Source organism: Pantoea sp. XAF26B01_ASV70 (genome assembly GCF_054512635.1).
Window position 1 is genome coordinate 3,194,578 of the sequence record NZ_CM137251.1, and the last position, 18,605, is coordinate 3,213,182.

The following is an 18,605-nucleotide window of genomic DNA, read 5'->3' on the forward strand; positions in this document are numbered from 1 at the left end:
AGAGGATGGGAAACAGAGAGGCCGTACAGGGGAAATTGCAGCGGAGGGCTGCACTCCTTTGGTGCTTCAGGCGTCAAAGGAGTGCATTTATACAGATTAATCTGATAAAGGTGCGCAAAAAAGGTGCAACTCAGCCTTCAGTTGTTACAGCGACGCCCGATACCAGATCTTCACCTGCCTGCTGCAGCTGATACATCTGCCAGTAACGTCCCTGCATCGCCAGCAGTTGCTGATGCGTACCCTGCTCAACCACACGACCACGATGCAGCACAAGAATCTTGTCTGCTTCAATAATCGTTGAGAGGCGGTGAGCAATCACCACCAGCGTGCTGTGCTGACGCAGCGTCTCAAGCGTCTGCTGAATGGCCTGCTCGGTGCCGGAATCAATATTGGCCGTCGCTTCGTCGAGGATCAGTATCTGCGGCAGATCAACCAGCACCCGGGCCAGTGCCAGCAGCTGCTTCTGCCCGACCGACAGATTATTGCCCTGCTCGCCCAGCCGGGTATGTATTCCCTCCGGCAACGCATGCGCCAGCGGAGCCAGCTGCACCTGTTCCAGCACCGTCCAGACGGCCTCTTCGCTGATGTCGCGTCCCAGCCGCACATTCGCCAGCAGCGTATCGGCCAGCACCACCGGATCCTGCTGCACCATCGCGATACCGTGCCGCAGCACGGCATGGCTCAGGTCACTAATGGGTCGATCATCAATGCGGATCTCGCCACGCGTCACCGGATAGTAACCCATTAACAGGTTCGCCAGCGTGCTTTTACCGCTGCCGGTATGTCCCACCAGCGCCACAAACTCGCGTGGGGCAACCTCAAGATTGATATCACTGAGCACATCGCGGTTTTCACGGTAGGCAAAGCTCAGATTGTTCAGGGTGATACGACCTGAAGCCAGCGGTTGCTGATCGGCACCATACTGCTGCTGTGCGGCATCCATCAGTTCGAAAATACGTTCACCTGAAACCACCGCCTGCTGCAGCATCGATTGCTGAGTGGTCAGCTCAATCAGCGGCTCATTCAGACGCCCCAGATAGGTAATAAAGGCATAGAGTACCCCCACTTCAAACACGCCAGGCATCGAGAAACTAAACAGGATCAGCAGCCCACACAACACCATCGCTGAAAACAGACTCAACAGCGGACGCAGCAGAAAACCATCCAGACGCAGCGTTTCCATTCGCGCCAGATAGTGAGAGCGGCTCGCTTCACCCATTCGCTCACCAAATCGCGCCTGCTGACGAAACTGCTGGATCACGCTCATGCCGCTGATGACTTCGTTAAAGCCATTATTGATGTCTGCCAGATAGCTGCGAACCCGACGGGCAATGGGCGTGCTGTAACGCTGATAGATGAACATCACCACCAGTACCAGCGGGAAGATCATCATCGCCACCAGCGCCATGCGCCAGTCAAGGCTGAACATCGCCACCATCATAGCGCCGACCAGTGCGGCACTGCGCAACACGGTTGAAACCACCGTGACGTAGAGATCGCGGATGACTTCGGTGTCGTTAGTCACGCGTGAAATAATCTGCCCGACCGGCTGGGTATCAAAGGCACTCAGCGGCTGACAGAGTGCGGCATTCATCACGTCACTGCGTAACCGCTGTACCACGCCGATAGCGGCTCGGTTAAACAACAGCGCCTGCCAGTAGTGCAGCCCGGCGGCCAGCAGCTGAAGCAGGATAAAACTGACCACCAGTCCTGCGACCACTCCCCAGGGCATCTGATGTTTCGCCACCAGGTTGTCGATAAAATAGCTGACCAGCACCGGTCCGGTCACTTCCGCCGCGGCAGCGATCCACAGCATCCCTACCGCCAGCGACAGGGATTTGCGCCACGGCTTACCGTAGCTCAGCAGACGCTTCAGGGTAGGCCACAAGCGTGCAGACTTAGCCATGCGGCACTCCTTTCTCATTTTCATCATCATCCAGCGCCGCTTCCAGTTGCTGGTAACGGTACATGTCCCGATACCAGCCAGCACTGCCGGTCAGGGCGTCGTGGTCGCCCCGCTGCGCCACTCTGCCCTGCTGCAGGACCAGGATTTCACTGGCTTCCGTCAGTGCCGATAAGCGGTGCGCGCTGATAATCAGCGTGCGTCCCTGCCCCCAGATGCGCAGGTTATGCAGGATTTCGTGTTCGGTACGGCCATCGACCGCGGAAAGCGCGTCGTCCAGAATCAGGATTTCCGCATTCAGCAGCAGCGCCCGGGCAATCGAAAGACGCTGCTTCTGCCCACCCGACAGCATCACACCGCGCTCCCCGACTTCCGTTTCATAGCCCTGCGGCAAACGCAGGATATCGTCATGAACGCAGGCCAGCGTGGCGGCATGCTCAATCTCCTGCTGGGTTGCGCCCGGTTTTCCCAGCGCAATATTGTTCGCCACGCTGTCTGAGAACAGGAACGGTGTCTGGCTGACCACGGCCAGACGGCTGCGCCAGCTGTCCAGCCGCAATTGCGGCAGCGGGATCTGGTGATAACGGATGTCGCCCTGCTGAATATCAAAGTGGCGCTGAATCAGGCTAAGCAGCGTACTTTTGCCACTGCCGGTTGGTCCGCACAGCCCCAGCATCTCGCCGGGTTTCAGCTGGAAGCTGACATCGCTTAAGACCGGACCCACGCTGGCCGGATAGTTAAAGGCACGAATCGCGACCTGCAGCGTGCCCGGTTCAGATGGCAGTGACTTATCGCCATCTTCCACCGCTGGTGCTTCCGCCAGCAGCGCGCCGATACGGCTCCAGGCGGCGCTGCCGCGTTCAACAATATTAAACATCCACGCCAGCGCCAGCATCGGCCAGATCATCAGGCCGAGATACATCACAAAGCTGGTGAGCTGCCCCAGCGTCATCTCTCCATGCCAGACCAGCCAGCTGCCGCCACCAATCGCCAGCAGGTTTGAGAAGCCGATAGCGATATAGATAGTGGGATCGAAACGGGCATCGACCCGCGCCACGCGCAGGTTTTTTTCACCGGTATCGCGGGCGATATCGGAAAATTGCTGCGACTGATGCTGTTCAAGGCCAAAGGATTTAATCATCCGGATGCTGGTCAGGCTCTCCTGCGTCTGATCGTTAAGACTGGAGAAGGCGGCCTGTGCCAGCTTAAAGCGATGGTGCAGTTGATTACCGTAGCGATGGATCACGATGGCCATAATGGGCATCGGCACCAGCGCAAGCAGCGTCAGCTGCCAGCTGATCTGCGTGCTCATTACCAGCAGCACCACGCAGCCCATGACCAGCGAGTCGACCAGCGTCAGAACCCCTTCCCCGGCCGCAAACACCACCCGATCCACGTCGTTGGTGGCGCGCGCAATCAGGTCGCCGGTGCGGTGACGCAGATAAAATGCCGGTTGCTGACGACTCAGCTGGCGATAGAAATCTTCGCGCAGCTCAACCGCCAGCTGGTAGGAGGCACCAAACAGCAGCACGCGCCAGACATAGCGCAGCAGATAGACCACCACCGCCGTTGCCAGCATGATCCCAATCCACATCATGATGCGGCTGGTGCCCATGTTGTCACGCGTCACGCCATCGACAATCACCCCGACCACATGCGGTGGCAGCAGCTGCAGAATAGCAATAGCAATCAGCAGGAGGACCGCGCCCAGATAGCGCCGCCACTCCCGCAGAAAATACCAACTTAATTGACTGAATAATCGCACAACGCTGCTCTCAATCTCAGGCCCTCAGGGGGCGACAGGTAAAGCCGTGGTGTATTTAATCTCTTCCATGGCGAAGCTGGATGTCACATCAATCAGGCCAGGCACCCCATTCACTAATCGCTTGTAGAAAGCATCATAGCTTTTCATGTCGGCCACCTGAATGCGCAGCAGGTAATCATACTCGCCTGCCATACGGTAAAAGGCCATTACCTCCGGCATGCTGCTCACCACCGAGACAAATGCCTGATACCAGTCGCGACTGTGCTGCTGCGTTTTAACAAACATAAACGCCGTCAGTGACAGTCCGATTTTATCTCCATCCAGCAACGCCACCCGTGCGCGAATAATGCCATCATCTTCAAGCTTTTTCAGGCGCTTCCAGCAGGGTGTGGTGGTGAGGTTGACGGCATCCGCCAGCGCCTGCAGCGACAGCGTGCAGTCATGCTGCAGCAGTGAGAGCAATTTAAGGTCAGTTTTATCTAACATTCGCGGCTCCGGGAGAATCATTTTCTCCATTACCGCCATTTTAGCGGTAATTGTGCAATCTCTTTTTCCTGCACGTGCCATAAAATAGCCGCATCACTTTTTTACCGGACACCTGAGATGCACACCTGCTGGATTCGCCACGCTATCAACGAAATTAACGCTGATTTTCAACGATCGGCTGAGACCCATTTGATCCGTTTCGATCTGGCGGACTTTCCCGGTATCTGGTTCTATATGAAAGATGAAAGTACCCATCCCAGTGGCAGTCTTAAACACCGGCTGGCACGATCCCTGTTCCTCTACGGCCTCTCCAACGGCTGGATTAAACAGGATACGCCGATTATCGAAGCCTCGTCAGGCAGCACTGCCGTTTCTGAGGCGTACTTCGCAAGGCTGCTGGGTCTGCCCTTTATTGCGGTGATGCCGGCGAGCACGGCGAAGCGTAAAATCGAGCAGATCACTTTTTATGGCGGACAGTGCCATTTTGTTGAAGATCCCTGCCAGCTCTATGCTGAATCTGAACGGCTGGCGCGGGAGCTCAATGGCCATTTTATGGATCAGTTTACCTATGCTGAACGTGCCACCGACTGGCGCGGCAATAACAATATTGCAGAGAGCATTTTCCGTCAGATGGAGCATGAACCTTATCCGATTCCCCATACGATAATCATGAGTGCGGGCACCGGCGGCACCTCAGCCACGCTGGGCCGCTATATCCGTTATCAGGGACTGGAAACTAAACTACTGGTGGTTGATCCGCAGCATTCGGTGTTTTTTGATTACTGGCAGAAGCGTGATGCCACCCTGACCAGCGCGCGCGGCAGCATGATCGAAGGAATTGGCCGTCCGCGAGTGGAGCCGTCGTTTATGCCTGACGTGATCGACGAAATGATCAAAGTGCCGGATGGTGCAACGCTGGCCGCCATGCTGAAACTGGAAAAGATTCTGGGACGCAAGCCTGGCGCCTCTACCGGCACCAATTTCTGGGGCATGATGCAGGTGGCAAAACGCCTACGGGCAGCGAATCAGCAGGGAGCGCTGGTGACACTGCTGTGCGACAGCGGCGAACGTTATCCCGATAGCTACTATCAGCCTGAGTGGGTGGCAAAACATATTGGCGATATCACGCCATGGCAGCGCGAGCTGGAATAAAAAACCGGACATCCTGTCCGGTTCACGGCAATCCTCAGCATTCGGGGGAATACGCGAGGTCGGGTGTTGCCAGCCAGTGATTTAAATAGTGAGACACCGCCTGTGTCTCGCAATGCCCTAATACCGGCAGATGCGGTAGCGCGGCTTTCAGCTGCGCCATCGCATTGCCCATGATAAAACCCTGTCCGGCCTGCGCCAGCATCTCGCGATCGTTCATCGCATCACCAAACGCCATACACTCCGCCATGGTCAGCGACAGATGGTCACATAACAGTGCCAGCGCGCTGCCTTTATTGCAGCTGGCGGGTAACACCTCCAGACAATCCACGGCAGAGAAGCAGATGTTAGCCTGCTCGCCCAGTGCGGCATCCAGCTCTGTTTTTAGCTGACAGAGGCGCTGATGCTGATCGATAAAGCAGATTTTTGTCACCTGATGCGCGGGCAATCTTTTAAGATCGCACAGCTGATAGCCAAATCCGCTGATCTGATGGGCCACCAGCAGATCAGGCTGTGGGTGATCGGTAAACCACCCCTGATCGTTGAAAACATGCAGGGTGGCGGGCGTATCCCAGCGGCGGTGGATCACCTCTTCGGCGACCGCAGAGGGCAGATCACGCGCAAAGATCAGATTGCCCTGCCTGTCGTGTACACGGGTACCATTACCGGTAATCAGCCACGCGGGCAGTGTCATTTTTTCCCGTAAGATCTGCATCTCCAGCAGATGGCGGCCCGTCGCCAGCGCCAGATTAACGCCACGCAGATGCAACGCCTGCAGGCTATCCAGCGTCTGCTGACCCAGCTGATGATCCGGCAGCAACAATGTGCCATCCATATCGAACGCGGCTAAACGCACCATGATTTACCTCCTGCTGAAAGATGAACTCCACTATTGCCTGTTAATTGCGGAACTAATAGTGAATACTTTTAAAAAACTGTTCCGGGTTTAACATGCGCCAGCTTAACCGTCTTAATCAGTTCCAGCGTCTGTGGCAGCAGAGTCAGGGCGCCCCACAGCAAACCTGCGTGGCGGAGATGGCCCGCCACTGTATCTGCAGCGAGCGTCATCTGCGCACGTTGCTGTCACAGTGGCAGCATGCAGGCTGGCTCAGCTGGCGCGGCGAGCCTGGCCGTGGCAAACAGGGACAGATAGTGTTTCTGCGCTCACCTGAACAATTACGGCAGCAGTTGCTGCAACAACAGCTCGACGCCGGAGACGCCGCTGAGGCCTTGCAGCTGCTGGATCTGCCGCCGGAAAGGCTGATCAATATGCTGCGGCCATTAATGGGTGGACAGTGGCAGAACGATACGCCGGTTCTGCGCATCCCCTACTATCGTCCGATGGAGAGCACAGAGCCGCGCCAGATTACCGGTCGGGCCGAGCAGCACCTGGCTCGCCAGATCTATTCCGGTCTGACTCGCTTTGAGCAGGATGAGCCGGTCGGCGATCTGGCGCATCACTGGCAATATGACGAGGCGTCATCTGGCTGGTTATTCTGGTTACGGCCTCAGCTGATGTGGCACAACGACGAGCCTCTGCAGGCCGCACAACTGGTGGCGCAATTCCGCCAGCTGTTGCGGGATACGCGCGTCAGTGTGTTGCTGGCTGATGTGGTCAGCGTGGATGCGCCCCATCCGCTTGCGGTGCGTTTCGTACTGCGACGCCCTGATTTCTGGCTGCCCCATCGGCTCGCCCACTTGTTGTGCCTGCTGCCCCATCCCATCGATCCCGCCACGGGCAGCGGGCCGTGGAAACTCAGGCACTTCAGCACCGAGCTGGTCAGGATTGAAAGTCACGCGCGCTGGCATCTGCAGCGCCCTCTGCTGCAGGCAGTAGAGTACTGGATTACCCCTCAGCTGTTTGATCCCGCTCTCGGCAGCAGCTGTCGTCATCCGGTGCAGATTGCGATAGGCGATGCCACAGAGCTCAGGACGCTGCAACCGGTCAGCAGCAGTATCAGCCTCGGCTTCTGTTATCTGGTCTGCCGACCACGAGCCGGATTTACCCCTGATCAGGCGCGCACGCTTTTCCAGCTGATCCAGCAAAGCGGCATTGTCAGCCGGTTGCCTCTGGATGAGGGACTCATCACTCCCAGTAAAGAGCTATTACCTGGCTGGAGTGTGCCGCTGATTGATGCTGTCAGGGTTCCCTTACCGGCAACCCTGACGCTGCATTATCAGTTGCCGGTTGAGCTGCACCAGATGTCACAAGCGCTGGTTGCACTGTTAAAACAGCACGGCTGCACCCTGAAGGTAGTTTTTCATCCGGTAAAAAACTGGCACGGCATCGACCCGCTTGATGAGGCAGATATCGTGATGGGCGACAGACTGATTGGTGATGCGCCGGTCTTTACGCTGGCCAGCTGGTTGCAGACTGACCCGCTATGGCAGCCGCTGTGGCCCACACTGCAGGGCGAAGAGATTCAGGCGCAACTGCTGGCTATCCAGCAAATTGCTGACGACGAAACCCGTGCCCGCACGCTGCATCAGCTTTATCATCAGCTGATGACGGGCGGCATCCTGCTGCCACTGTTCAATTATCGCTATCAAATCTACGCGCCGCCGGGCGTTGAAGGGATTGAACTGAATACGCTGGGCTGGTTCGATTTCAGCCGCGCATGGATCCCGCCCCCCATTGATCTGCCATGCAGCTGTTCAGCGGCGGACTGAGGCATTACCATAAGCGCAAAATTAATTATCAGGAAAACACCATGAAACGCGCTGTTGTAGTTTTCAGCGGTGGACAAGACTCCACTACCTGCCTGATTCAGGCCTTAGAACAATATCATGATGTTCATTGCGTCACTTTCGACTATGGACAACGCCATCGGGAAGAGATCGATGTGGCCCGCGACCTGGCGATTAAATTGGGCGCGCGCGCGCATAAAGTGCTGGATGTCACCATGCTGAACGAACTCGCCGTCAGCAGCCTGACGCGGGATAACATTCCGGTGCCGGCTTATAATCCCGAGGCCAGTGGATTACCCAGTACGTTTGTGCCGGGACGCAATATTCTCTTTCTGACGCTGGCCTCGGTTTACGCTTATCAGGTCGAAGCGGAAGCGGTGATCACTGGCGTCTGTGAGACCGATTTCTCCGGCTATCCCGATTGTCGCGATGAGTTTGTCAAAGCGCTGAACCATGCGGTGTCGCTTGGCATGGCGCGCGATGTTCGTTTTGAGACGCCGCTGATGTGGCTCAATAAAGCGGAAACCTGGGCGCTGGCGGATTACTGGCAGCAGCTTGCGCTGGTACGCGAGCAGACGCTGACCTGCTATAACGGCGTGAAAGGTGATGGATGTGGTGAGTGTGCAGCCTGTCATTTACGGGCCAATGGCCTGCAGGGTTATCTCAACGATCGTGCTGGCGTAATGGCGGCAATGAAAGCAAAAAGCGGTCTTAACTAAGAGTGTCTGAGGTGGCGGCAGAGAATCCGGGTTGCCGCCTTTTTATCGACTCATGCCATCAGACGCATCAGTCGCTCGCGCAACTCCCCTTCCAGCGCAACCGCCTTCTGAGTCCGCAAATCAATACAGACGAAAGTGAGTGCGGCATCCGCCACCACGGTCTCCTGCCCTGCCAGCAAAACCCGCTGCGCAATAATGCCGCTTTTGCCATTCAACTGCGTGATCTCACTGTCGATAGTCAGTACGTCGCCCAGCACGGCCGGGCGACGGTAGTTGATGTTGATGTTTACCACCACAAAAGCCAGTTTCTGTTCCTGCAACCAGTGGAATGCTTCCACCTCTTCCAGCCACTCCCAGCGCGCCTCCTCCAGAAACTCAAGATAGCGCGCATTATTGACGTGCTGATAGACATCCAGATGATAGCCGCGCACTTTTATGGTGGTCTGCATGATCATGCTCTCCTGCTGCTGTGAATTAACTGGTTGGACCTGTTCACTTTAGCAGAGTCGCCTGTCTATCGTGGGTTAAGCATCACAGATGTGTACTGCTTCACAATTTCAGCCGGGCCGCATTTCGCTCTATCAACGCATTGCCGATACCCGGCACTTCACTGAGTTGCTGAATTGCGCTAAACGGTCCGTACTGTTCGCGATAGCTCACAATTGCCTGCGCCTTTTTCAGCCCCACCCCATTCATAACGGCAGAGAGCTGTTCGGCTGTTGCTTCATTAATGCTGACCTGCTCCTGCTGTGGCTGCGCGGCGGCTTCCGGCTTCGATGCAGGATTTGAGCTCTGCGTGACGGCTGCGCTGACAGGTTCAGGTGCCGCAGAGACGCTGCTGTGACAGAGTGCGCCGCCCAGCGCGAGTGAAAGATAAAAGGCAACGAGTTTAGGTTTAGCCATGCTGTGTTTCTCCTTGTGTGTAAACAGCAGCGACAGAGTGGCACTACTGCACGCAAGGCTCAAAAGCGGGATTCCAGAAATGGAAAAGGCCGCGAATGCGGCCTTTGATTGTTACAGTCGTTGCGCAGTTTCTGCGAGGCTTACTGCATTTGTGCGGCAGCGCCGTACTTAATTTTGGCCTCTTTACGCAGGTTTTGCAGTAACGCTTCAAACGCCAGCTGCGCATTATTCTGCGTGACGCCTTTGACCATTTCGTCAATCTGCGCCTGCGGCATGCTGCCGGTTTTAACTTTATCAACCGCCACCAGTACCACATTGCCCTGCATATCTTCGCTGACACCCCAGGAAGGTTTATTTTCCGCAGGCTGAGGCAGGTTAAAGGCAGTCTGTGCCACCGGATCCTGCGCATTGCGATCAACGGTCTTGCTGGCGCTCAGCGTCAGACCCGCTGCAGTCAGCGCATCCTGCTTACCGGCTTTCAGATCGGTCAGCAGCTTATCGGCCTGAGCTTTGGCCTGCTGCGTCGCTTTATCATGCTTAAGCGTGTCAGTGATCTGCGCCTTAACCTGCTCAAGCGGTTTTACCGCTTCCGGTTTATGCTCACTGATACGCAGCACAAAGGCACGGTCGCCATCGACAGTAATGATATCGGAGTTGTTGCCCGGCGCGCCGTTTTGCCCGACCAGTCCGCCATTAAAGATCGCCTGCTTCACCGCATCAAAGTTAAGCTCATCTGGCAGCGTATCCTGACTGAACCAGCCAGTCTCTTTCGCTTTCAGACCAGAAGCCTGCTCTGCACCCGCCAGTGACTCATTGTCATTGCTGGCCGCTTCGCTGACTTTCTGTTGCACTTTGTAGAAGGCATCAACGCCCTTCTCCTGCTTCACTTTCGCTGCAATGGCGCTGCGCACTTCATCCAGTGGCTTAACCTGCTCTGGCTGAATATCGTCAAGACGAACCACCAGGAAGCCCACTGAAGATTTGATCACGCCTGACATCTGGCCTTTCTCAGTCAGACCGGCATTTTTCAGCTCATCCGGAGTCGTAGAGGGTTCCAGCCAGCCCATATCGCCGCCCTTACGCGCAGAGATCGGGTCAATGGATTTGGCTTTTGCCACGTCAGCGAAGCTGGCACCTGCTTTCAGCTGCGCCAGGACCGCATTGGCATCGGCTTCAGTTTTGGTCTGAATGACGCTGTAGCGCGTACGCTGTGGCTGCGAATAGTCCGCTTTATGCTGGTCGTACCAGGCCTGAATGTCGGCCTCGCTGGCATCCTGCTGCATGCTGGCCGCATCCATCAGGAGGTAGCTGACACGGAACTGCTCTGGTGCCATAAAGCTGGTTTTATGCTGCTGATAATACTGACTGATTTCGTCGTCAGTAACGGCCTGCTTCGCCGCCAGTGCATTGACGTCCAGCGTCGCCTGACGAATCTCACGCTGCTGTGAAACCAGGTCCACCAGTTTGCTGGCTTCGCCTTTCAGCGTGAAGTCGGTGTTAGCCACGGCATTGATCAGCTGTTGATTGGAGAGCTGCTTACGCAGCGCTTCGGCATACTGGTCGGCGCTGAAGCCCATATTGCTGATCAGACTCAGATATTTGGCATTGTCGAATTTACCGTTGGTCTGAAAAGCCTGCTGATTGAAGATAGCCTGCTTCACCTGATCGTCGCTGATGCTGAGGTGGAGATCTTTGATGTAGCTATCAAGCAGCGCCTGATCGATTAACTGCGACAGCGCCTGCTGGCGAATCTGCTGCATGTAGCCATCGTTGCTGGCCAGCTGAGAGAACTGATCGCCCAGCATCTGCTGCTGACGACTGCGCTCGCTGTTGAACGCCTGCTCCAGCTGTCCCCGGCTAATCTCCTGGCCGTTAACTTTGGCCGCATAGTCGTTATTGCCGCCAATCAGATAGTTGCCAACGCCCGTCAGCACAAAGGAGAGGATAATCAGCCCCAAAATAATCTTGAGCACGACATGGTTCGACGCCGCGCGTAAATTGTCCATCATGGTATGGCAACACTCCGCTGTAGTGTGAATGTAAAGCTCGGTCGCAATTCGCCATTGGCTGGCGACTCACGCAACTGCTGGCTTAGCTGGCAGTCTCAATCCGGTCCAGGTCCATCTTACGGCCCGATTCTCACCGGTTAAAACAAAAAAGGCACATCTGATTGATGTGCCCGTATGTTACATGAGAACGGGTTAATCGTCCTCTAATCCACTGAAGAAAATGCGTCAATGAATCTATTCGTTGTTATTAATTGACAGCGTCTTTCAATGCTTTACCAGCACGGAAGCCTGGTACTTTACCGGCCGGGATGGTGATCTCTTTACCGGTTTGCGGGTTGCGGCCGGTACGTGCAGCGCGGTCACGCACAGAGAATGTGCCGAAACCTACCAGAGCCACTTCATCACCGTCTTTCAGCGCATCTGAAACTGAGCCCATAAATGCATCTAAAACACGTCCCGCTGCAGCTTTAGAAATATCAGCATCGGCAGCAATTTTGTCGATCAATTGTGACTTATTCACTCTCTTCATCCCCTCTTTTATTATTTCACATCGTACCCTGCATCCGGCAGGGTGCGAACGCGCAGCAAGTTATATCAAGCCTGTGGAGCCGAAACAACGGAATTTCTCTGAGAACGTCGCGTCGGCAGCCACCTAAATTAACGGCACAAAAAAAAGCTGGCAAGCGCCAATTGCCTTGCCAGCTCCGCTTTTTAACGGTTTTTGCCGTTAATCACTATTTTGCTGTTACAACCTGCATACCGTATGGCGCATTTTCCAGTGCCAGATTCAGCACCTCTTCAATGCGTTTCACCGGATGAATCTCCAGATCGGCAATCACGTTCTGTGGAATCTCTTCCAGGTCGCGCTTGTTGTCGTCAGGGATCAGCACGGTTTTAATGCCACCACGGTGCGCTGCCAGCAGTTTCTCTTTCAGCCCGCCAATCGGCAGCACCTGACCACGCAGGGTGATCTCACCGGTCATCGCTACATCCGCCCGCACCGGGTTACCGGTCAGACAGGAGACCAGGGCAGTACACATGGCGATACCGGCACTTGGACCATCTTTCGGCGTAGCGCCTTCAGGTACGTGAACGTGAATATCACGTTTTTCGTAGAAGTCACCATTGATGCCCAGCTTCTCAGCACGCGCACGCACCACGGTCAGCGCAGCCTGAATCGACTCCTGCATCACTTCACCCAGAGAACCGGTGTAAGTCAGCTTGCCTTTACCTGGTACGCAGGCGGTTTCGATAGTCAGCAAATCGCCACCCACTTCCGTCCACGCCAGACCCGTTACCTGACCCACACGGTTTTCGCTGTCCGCACGACCGTAGTCGAAGCGCTGAACGCCCAGGAAATCCTTGAGGTTTTCGCCATTGATGTTGATGTGCTTTTTCGTCTTGTCCATCAGCAGTGATTTCACCGCTTTACGGCACAATTTCGACAGCTCACGCTCAAGGCTACGCACACCGGCTTCACGGGTGTAGTAACGGATAATGCCCACAATCGCGCTGTCTTCAACCGTAATTTCATTGGCTTTCAGGGCGTTGCGCTCAATCTGCTTGGTCAGCAGATGCTGCTTAGCGATGTTCAGTTTTTCATCTTCGGTGTAACCCGACAGACGAATCACTTCCATACGGTCCAGCAGCGGTGCCGGGATGTTCATTGAGTTCGATGTAGCAACGAACATCACATCAGAAAGGTCATAGTCGACTTCCAGATAGTGGTCGTTGAACGCAATGTTCTGCTCAGGATCAAGCACTTCCAGCAGCGCTGAAGCCGGATCGCCGCGCATGTCAGAGGACATTTTGTCGATTTCATCCAGCAGGAACAGTGGGTTTTTAACCCCGACTTTCGCCATTTTCTGGATTAATTTACCCGGCATAGAGCCGATGTAAGTACGACGGTGACCGCGGATTTCAGCTTCATCACGCACGCCACCCAGCGCCATACGCACATATTTGCGTCCGGTCGCTTTGGCGATCGACTGACCGAGAGAGGTTTTACCTACCCCTGGCGGTCCCACCAGGCACAGAATCGGCCCTTTGATTTTGCTGACGCGACTCTGAACCGCAAGATACTCAAGAATACGATCCTTCACGCGCTCCAGCCCGTAATGGTCGGTATCCAGCGTCTCCTGCGCTTTACGCAGATCTTTCTTCACTTTGCTGCGCGCGTTCCACGGAACCTGCACCATCCAGTCGATATAGCCGCGAACCACGGTCGCTTCAGCGGACATCGGGGACATCATCTTCAGCTTCTGCAGCTCAGCTTCCGCTTTCTCGCGCGCTTCTTCCGGCATTTTTGCCGCATCGATTTTGCGTTTTAACGCTTCGTACTCGTCGGGCGCGTCGTCCATCTCGCCCAGCTCTTTCTGAATCGCCTTCATCTGCTCATTCAGATAGTACTCGCGCTGGCTCTTCTCCATCTGCTTCTTAACACGGTTGCGAATGCGCTTCTCAACCTGCAGCAGATCGATTTCAGATTCCATCATCGCCATCAGATATTCCAGACGTTCGTTGACGTCGGACATCTCCAGCACAGACTGTTTGTCTGCCAGCTTCAGTGGCATATGTGCTGCGACGGTGTCGGCAAGGCGGGCCGCATCGTCAATGTTGTTCAGCGAGGTTAAAACCTCGGGTGGGATCTTTTTGTTGAGTTTGATGTAGCCTTCAAACTGATTGATCGCCGTGCGCACCAGCACTTCCTGCTCGCGCTCTTCGATCTCTGGCGAAACCAGATATTCAGCTTGTGCCACAAAATGGTCACCGTTATCGGCCAGCGTCGTAATGTGGGCGCGCTGTAAACCTTCGACCAGGACTTTGACGGTGCCATCCGGCAGTTTCAGCATTTGTAATACTGATGCAACGGTCCCTACTGAGAAGAGATCGTTAATGCCAGGTTCATCCGTTGAAGCCTCTTTCTGTGCGACCAGCATGATTTTTTTATCATGATCCATTGCGGCTTCAAGGCACCGAATTGATTTTTCCCGGCCAACAAACAACGGAATTACCATGTGCGGATAAACCACCACGTCGCGCAGCGGCAACACGGGGATTTCAATGCGTTCAGAACGCTCAGGATTCATAGAGCTCTCTCTTTGTTTAATGTCCGCCAGGTGATGGGAACCGCATCAGGCAGGTATGCAGTTAAACCCACAGGTATCTGAGTATATGGGGATGATTGTCCGACATTCAACGTCACAGAGGCGAGAAAAGCAAAAGGGGAAACATTTTCCCCTTTTTTATTACAACAAGATGGACGATCTGTTTAATTATTCGCCAGATGCCTGGGCTTCATGCTTACCGTAGATCAACATGGGCTCAGACTGACCTTCAATAACTGATTCATCAATCACTACTTTTTCCACGTCGTCCATGGAAGGCAGGTCATACATCGTTTCCAGTAACGCGCCTTCTACAATTGAACGCAGACCACGTGCACCGGTTTTACGTGACATCGCTTTCTTAGCAATGGCGGTTAACGCCTCGTCACGGAACTCCAGCTCAACGCCTTCCAGGTTAAACAGCGCCTGGTACTGTTTGGTCAGGGCGTTCTTCGGCTCACGCAGAATCTGAATCAGCGCTTCTTCGCTCAGCTCGCTCAGGGTCGCAACAACAGGCAGACGACCGATGAACTCAGGGATCAGACCAAATTTGATCAAATCTTCTGGTTCACACTGCGCAAGCAGTTCGCCTTCGCTGGCTTTCTGCGATTTCCCTTTCACGGTCGCGCCGAAGCCGATACCGGATCCGGTTTCAACACGCTGGGCAATCACTTTGTCCAGGCCGGCAAATGCGCCGCCGCAGATAAACAGAATTTTAGAGGTATCAACCTGCAAAAATTCCTGCTGCGGATGCTTACGTCCACCCTGCGGGGGAACGGCAGCCACGGTGCCTTCAATCAGTTTAAGCAGTGCCTGCTGTACGCCTTCGCCTGACACGTCACGGGTAATCGACGGGTTATCAGACTTACGTGAGATTTTGTCGATTTCATCGATGTAAACGATGCCGCGCTGTGCTTTCTGTACGTCGTAGTCGCATTTCTGCAGCAGTTTCTGGATGATGTTTTCAACATCTTCACCCACGTAACCGGCTTCAGTCAGCGTGGTGGCATCAGCCATGGTAAACGGCACATCCAGCAGGCGTGCCAGCGTTTCTGCCAGCAGCGTTTTACCACTACCGGTCGGGCCAATCAGCAGAATGTTGCTTTTGCCCAGCTCGATACCATTGCTGGTATCGCCGTTGCGCAGACGCTTGTAGTGGTTGTAAACCGCAACCGCCAGCACTTTCTTCGCTCTTTCCTGACCGATGACATAATCATCGAGGTGATGGCGAATTTCATGTGGGGTTGGCAACGCACTACGTTCACGATGCGGGGCAACTTCCTTAATCTCTTCGCGAATGATGTCGTTGCACAGGTCAACACACTCATCGCAGATATACACTGACGGCCCGGCAATCAGCTTTCGCACTTCATGCTGGCTTTTGCCGCAAAAAGAGCAGTACAGCAACTTTCCTGAACCGTCTTTGCGCTTATCTGTCATCAGTTAACCTCTTCTTGTTCTCAGGCCATACCCGCGTACGGCTCAGGCCGTGCAGAGACGGCCGAAATTCATTCAACCCATAATAGTACCGTTGTCCTGTTAACTATAGACCAGGGACAACGGTAAGTCGGGTCTTATTGGCGATGCGTCAGAATTGAATCGACTAATCCATACTCTACCGCTTCATTTGCAGAGAGGAAACGGTCACGCTCGGTGTCACGCTCAATTTCTTCCAGCGTTTTACCGGTGTGCTCAGCCATCAGCTCATTCATACGCTGCTTAACTTTAAGGATTTCGCGCGCATGGATCTCGATGTCTGACGCCTGACCCTGATAACCGCCCAGCGGCTGGTGGATCATCACACGTGAGTTTGGCAGACAGAAACGTTTGCCTTTGGTCCCCGCCGTCAGCAGGAAAGCGCCCATAGAACAGGCCTGACCCATACAGATAGTGCTGACATCCGGTTTGATAAATTTCATGGTGTCGTAGATCGACATACCGGCAGTGATGACACCGCCTGGCGAGTTAATGTAGAGATAGATATCTTTTTCCGGGTTTTCAGCTTCCAGAAACAGCATCTGCGCCACAATCAGATTAGCCATGTGGTCTTCGACCTGGCCAGTCAGAAAAATGACGCGCTCTTTAAGCAGACGGGAGTAGATGTCGTAAGAACGCTCACCACGCGAAGTTTGTTCAACCACCATTGGCACCAGCGCATTGTGCGGTGCTGTATATTCACGATCGCCACTGTATGACATTACCGTCTCCTGGATAAATTTCATTGGCAACATTCTGTACCGATTCTACGTAAGACGCGCGGGAAACTCCACGCCGCGCCTTTTTCCGACACCTTCAGGACGGTTAATCAGCCAGCCTCACTCTTATTTCTGCATACTCCCTGTATCTGGGGATGCTGCACGCATGTTTCAAGCATAACAATCTTTTCCCTGTTCGCTAACCCGGAAAAAGCGATGCGTGAATAATTCGCCTGTTTATTAAACAAATAGCGGCGAAGAGTGGCTATCCGGACGCAAAACACAAAAAAGCCCGCGACTTTGCAGTCACGGGCTTAGCACAGACGGTTAAATGCGTGATCAGGCCTGAGCGGTCTGATTCATCAGATCCTGGAAGTTGGTCTCTTTCTCGGTCACTTTAGCTTTCGCCAGGACCGCTTCAACCGCTTGCTCTTCCAGCGCAACGTTGCGCATATTGTTCATCAGCTCGTTATTCTTGCTGTAGAACTCGATCACTTCCTGCGGATCTTCATACGCAGAAGCCATCTCTTCGATCATGGTGCTTACGCGCGCTTCGTCAGCTTTCAGCTCGTGGGTACGAATCACTTCGCCCAGCAGCAGACCGACAACAACACGGCGTTTAGCCTGCTCTTCGAACAGTTCGCGTGGCAGTTCCAGCGCCTGCTGTTCGTTGCCACCGAAACGCTGTGCAGCCTGACGACGCAGAACGTCGATTTCGCTGTCAACCAGCGCAGCTGGCACGTCGATTTCGTTCGCTTCAACCAGACCGTCGATTGCCTGAGTTTTGATGCGATTACGGATAGCGCCTTTCAGCTCGCGATCCATGTTCTTACGCACTTCAGTACGCAGACCGGCAACTGAACCATCTTCAACGCCGAAACGTTTGATGAACTCTTCAGTCAGCTCTGGCAGTTCGCGCGTTTCAACTTTCTTCAGCACGATCTCGAACTTCGCATCTTTCCCTTTCAGGTTTTCTGCGTGGTAGTCGTCCGGGAATTTCACGTCGATAGTGAAAGTTTCGCCCGCTTTGTGACCCACAACGCCTTCTTCAAAGCCTGGGATCATGCGGCCCTGGCCCATGGCCAGAACGAAATCAGAGGCTTTGCCGCCTTCGAACTCTTCACCATCCACAGAACCGTTGAAATCGATAGTGGCACGATCTTCCGGACCTGCTGCAGCGTCGCTTTCGATCCAGTTGGCCTGCTGCTTGCGCAGGGTGTCCAGCATGGTATCAACGTCAGCATCAGTTACTTCAACGACAGGTTTTTCGACTTCGATGTTTTCCAGGCCTTTCAGCTCAACTTCCGGATAGACTTCGAATTCAACCGCGTAGGTGAAATCCTGACCTTCTTTGTATTCGCCTGGCACGTAGTTCGGTGCGCCAGCCGGATTAATTTTTTCTTTGATGATGGCGTCAACAAAGTTGCGCGTCATCAGCTCGCCCAGCACGTCCTGACGGACAGAAGCGCCGTAACGCTGTGCCACGATGTTCATCGGCACTTTGCCTTTACGGAAACCATCGATGCGAACTTTCCTGGCAACGTCAACCAGTTCTTTTTTTACAGCGCTTTCGATGCTGTCAGCAGCGACAGTAATCGTAATGCGACGGCCCAGGCCCTGAGTGGTTTCTACAGAAACTTGCATCTTGTTACCTCAAAAAATCACGTGCTCGGTCAACTTC

General features: G+C 54.5%; 15 protein-coding genes. 3 read left to right on the forward strand and 12 right to left on the reverse strand.

Going from position 1 to position 18,605, the window contains the following annotated elements:
• Positions 1 to 130 precede the first annotated feature (130 nt).
• From ACX8ZY_RS15145 to ACX8ZY_RS15155, 3 genes are read right to left on the reverse strand one after another with little or no spacing between them, the layout of a single operon-like run.
• Positions 131 to 1,906, reverse strand: coding sequence for a SmdB family multidrug efflux ABC transporter permease/ATP-binding protein (locus ACX8ZY_RS15145; RefSeq protein ID WP_421665065.1), 1,776 nt, complete (start codon positions 1,904 to 1,906; stop codon positions 131 to 133).
• On the reverse strand, positions 1,899 to 3,668 hold the full coding sequence (locus ACX8ZY_RS15150; RefSeq protein ID WP_425021087.1) for a SmdA family multidrug ABC transporter permease/ATP-binding protein: 1,770 nt from the start codon (positions 3,666 to 3,668) through the stop codon (positions 1,899 to 1,901). Before ACX8ZY_RS15150 ends, ACX8ZY_RS15145 begins: the two co-directional genes overlap by 8 nt.
• 24 nt (positions 3,669 to 3,692) lie before the next feature.
• Positions 3,693 to 4,154: an Lrp/AsnC family transcriptional regulator gene (locus ACX8ZY_RS15155; protein WP_010671213.1), complete on the reverse strand. Its 462-nt coding sequence runs from the start codon at positions 4,152 to 4,154 to the stop codon at positions 3,693 to 3,695.
• Between the two features lie 117 nt (positions 4,155 to 4,271).
• Between ACX8ZY_RS15155 and ACX8ZY_RS15160 the strand changes: the two genes are divergently transcribed.
• The gene (locus ACX8ZY_RS15160) at positions 4,272 to 5,306 is read left to right on the forward strand and encodes a PLP-dependent cysteine synthase family protein (protein WP_223565601.1); all 1,035 of its coding nucleotides are present in this window, start codon (positions 4,272 to 4,274) and stop codon (positions 5,304 to 5,306) included.
• 34 nt (positions 5,307 to 5,340) lie between these two features.
• Here ACX8ZY_RS15160 and cof read toward each other — a convergent pair whose 3' ends face one another.
• The gene (gene cof, locus ACX8ZY_RS15165) at positions 5,341 to 6,162 is read right to left on the reverse strand and encodes an HMP-PP phosphatase (RefSeq protein ID WP_122889138.1); all 822 of its coding nucleotides are present in this window, start codon (positions 6,160 to 6,162) and stop codon (positions 5,341 to 5,343) included.
• A gap of 92 nt (positions 6,163 to 6,254) precedes the next feature.
• Between cof and ACX8ZY_RS15170 the strand changes: the two genes are divergently transcribed.
• Both ACX8ZY_RS15170 and queC read left to right on the forward strand, forming a co-directional pair.
• Positions 6,255 to 7,973: an SgrR family transcriptional regulator gene (locus ACX8ZY_RS15170; RefSeq protein ID WP_425021086.1), complete on the forward strand. Its 1,719-nt coding sequence runs from the start codon at positions 6,255 to 6,257 to the stop codon at positions 7,971 to 7,973.
• Positions 7,974 to 8,014: 41 nt separating this feature from the next.
• Positions 8,015 to 8,710, forward strand: a complete 696-nt coding sequence (gene queC, locus ACX8ZY_RS15175; protein WP_421665069.1) for a 7-cyano-7-deazaguanine synthase QueC — start codon at positions 8,015 to 8,017, stop codon at positions 8,708 to 8,710.
• 50 nt (positions 8,711 to 8,760) lie between these two features.
• On the opposite strand, the gene ACX8ZY_RS15180 is transcribed toward queC, so the two are convergent.
• The 8 genes from ACX8ZY_RS15180 to tig form a co-directional block, all read right to left on the reverse strand.
• Complete coding sequence (locus ACX8ZY_RS15180) at positions 8,761 to 9,159, reverse strand: YbgC/FadM family acyl-CoA thioesterase (RefSeq protein ID WP_010671209.1); 399 nt, start codon at positions 9,157 to 9,159, stop codon at positions 8,761 to 8,763.
• Positions 9,160 to 9,259: 100 nt separating this feature from the next.
• Positions 9,260 to 9,613 carry a ComEA family DNA-binding protein gene (locus ACX8ZY_RS15185; RefSeq protein ID WP_191920911.1) on the reverse strand — a complete coding sequence of 118 codons (354 nt, stop codon included), beginning with the start codon at positions 9,611 to 9,613 and terminating at the stop codon, positions 9,260 to 9,262.
• Positions 9,614 to 9,753: 140 nt separating this feature from the next.
• Entirely contained in the window at positions 9,754 to 11,622 is a 1,869-nt protein-coding gene (gene ppiD, locus ACX8ZY_RS15190; protein ID WP_033779659.1) for a peptidylprolyl isomerase, read from the reverse strand.
• A 247-nt stretch (positions 11,623 to 11,869) separates the two neighbouring features.
• Positions 11,870 to 12,142, reverse strand: a complete 273-nt coding sequence (hupB, locus tag ACX8ZY_RS15195; protein WP_009091701.1) for a nucleoid-associated protein HU-beta — start codon at positions 12,140 to 12,142, stop codon at positions 11,870 to 11,872.
• A gap of 214 nt (positions 12,143 to 12,356) precedes the next feature.
• Positions 12,357 to 14,711: an endopeptidase La gene (gene lon, locus ACX8ZY_RS15200; protein ID WP_010671206.1), complete on the reverse strand. Its 2,355-nt coding sequence runs from the start codon at positions 14,709 to 14,711 to the stop codon at positions 12,357 to 12,359.
• Positions 14,712 to 14,897: 186 nt separating this feature from the next.
• Positions 14,898 to 16,169, reverse strand: coding sequence for an ATP-dependent protease ATP-binding subunit ClpX (gene clpX / locus ACX8ZY_RS15205; RefSeq protein WP_010671205.1), 1,272 nt, complete (start codon positions 16,167 to 16,169; stop codon positions 14,898 to 14,900).
• Positions 16,170 to 16,303: 134 nt separating this feature from the next.
• A complete protein-coding gene (clpP, locus tag ACX8ZY_RS15210; RefSeq protein WP_010255410.1) occupies positions 16,304 to 16,927 on the reverse strand; it encodes an ATP-dependent Clp endopeptidase proteolytic subunit ClpP in 624 nt (207 codons plus the stop codon).
• 336 nt (positions 16,928 to 17,263) lie between these two features.
• Positions 17,264 to 18,568 carry a trigger factor gene (gene tig / locus ACX8ZY_RS15215; protein WP_010255408.1) on the reverse strand — a complete coding sequence of 435 codons (1,305 nt, stop codon included), beginning with the start codon at positions 18,566 to 18,568 and terminating at the stop codon, positions 17,264 to 17,266.
• Between the last annotated feature and the right edge of the window lie 37 nt (positions 18,569 to 18,605).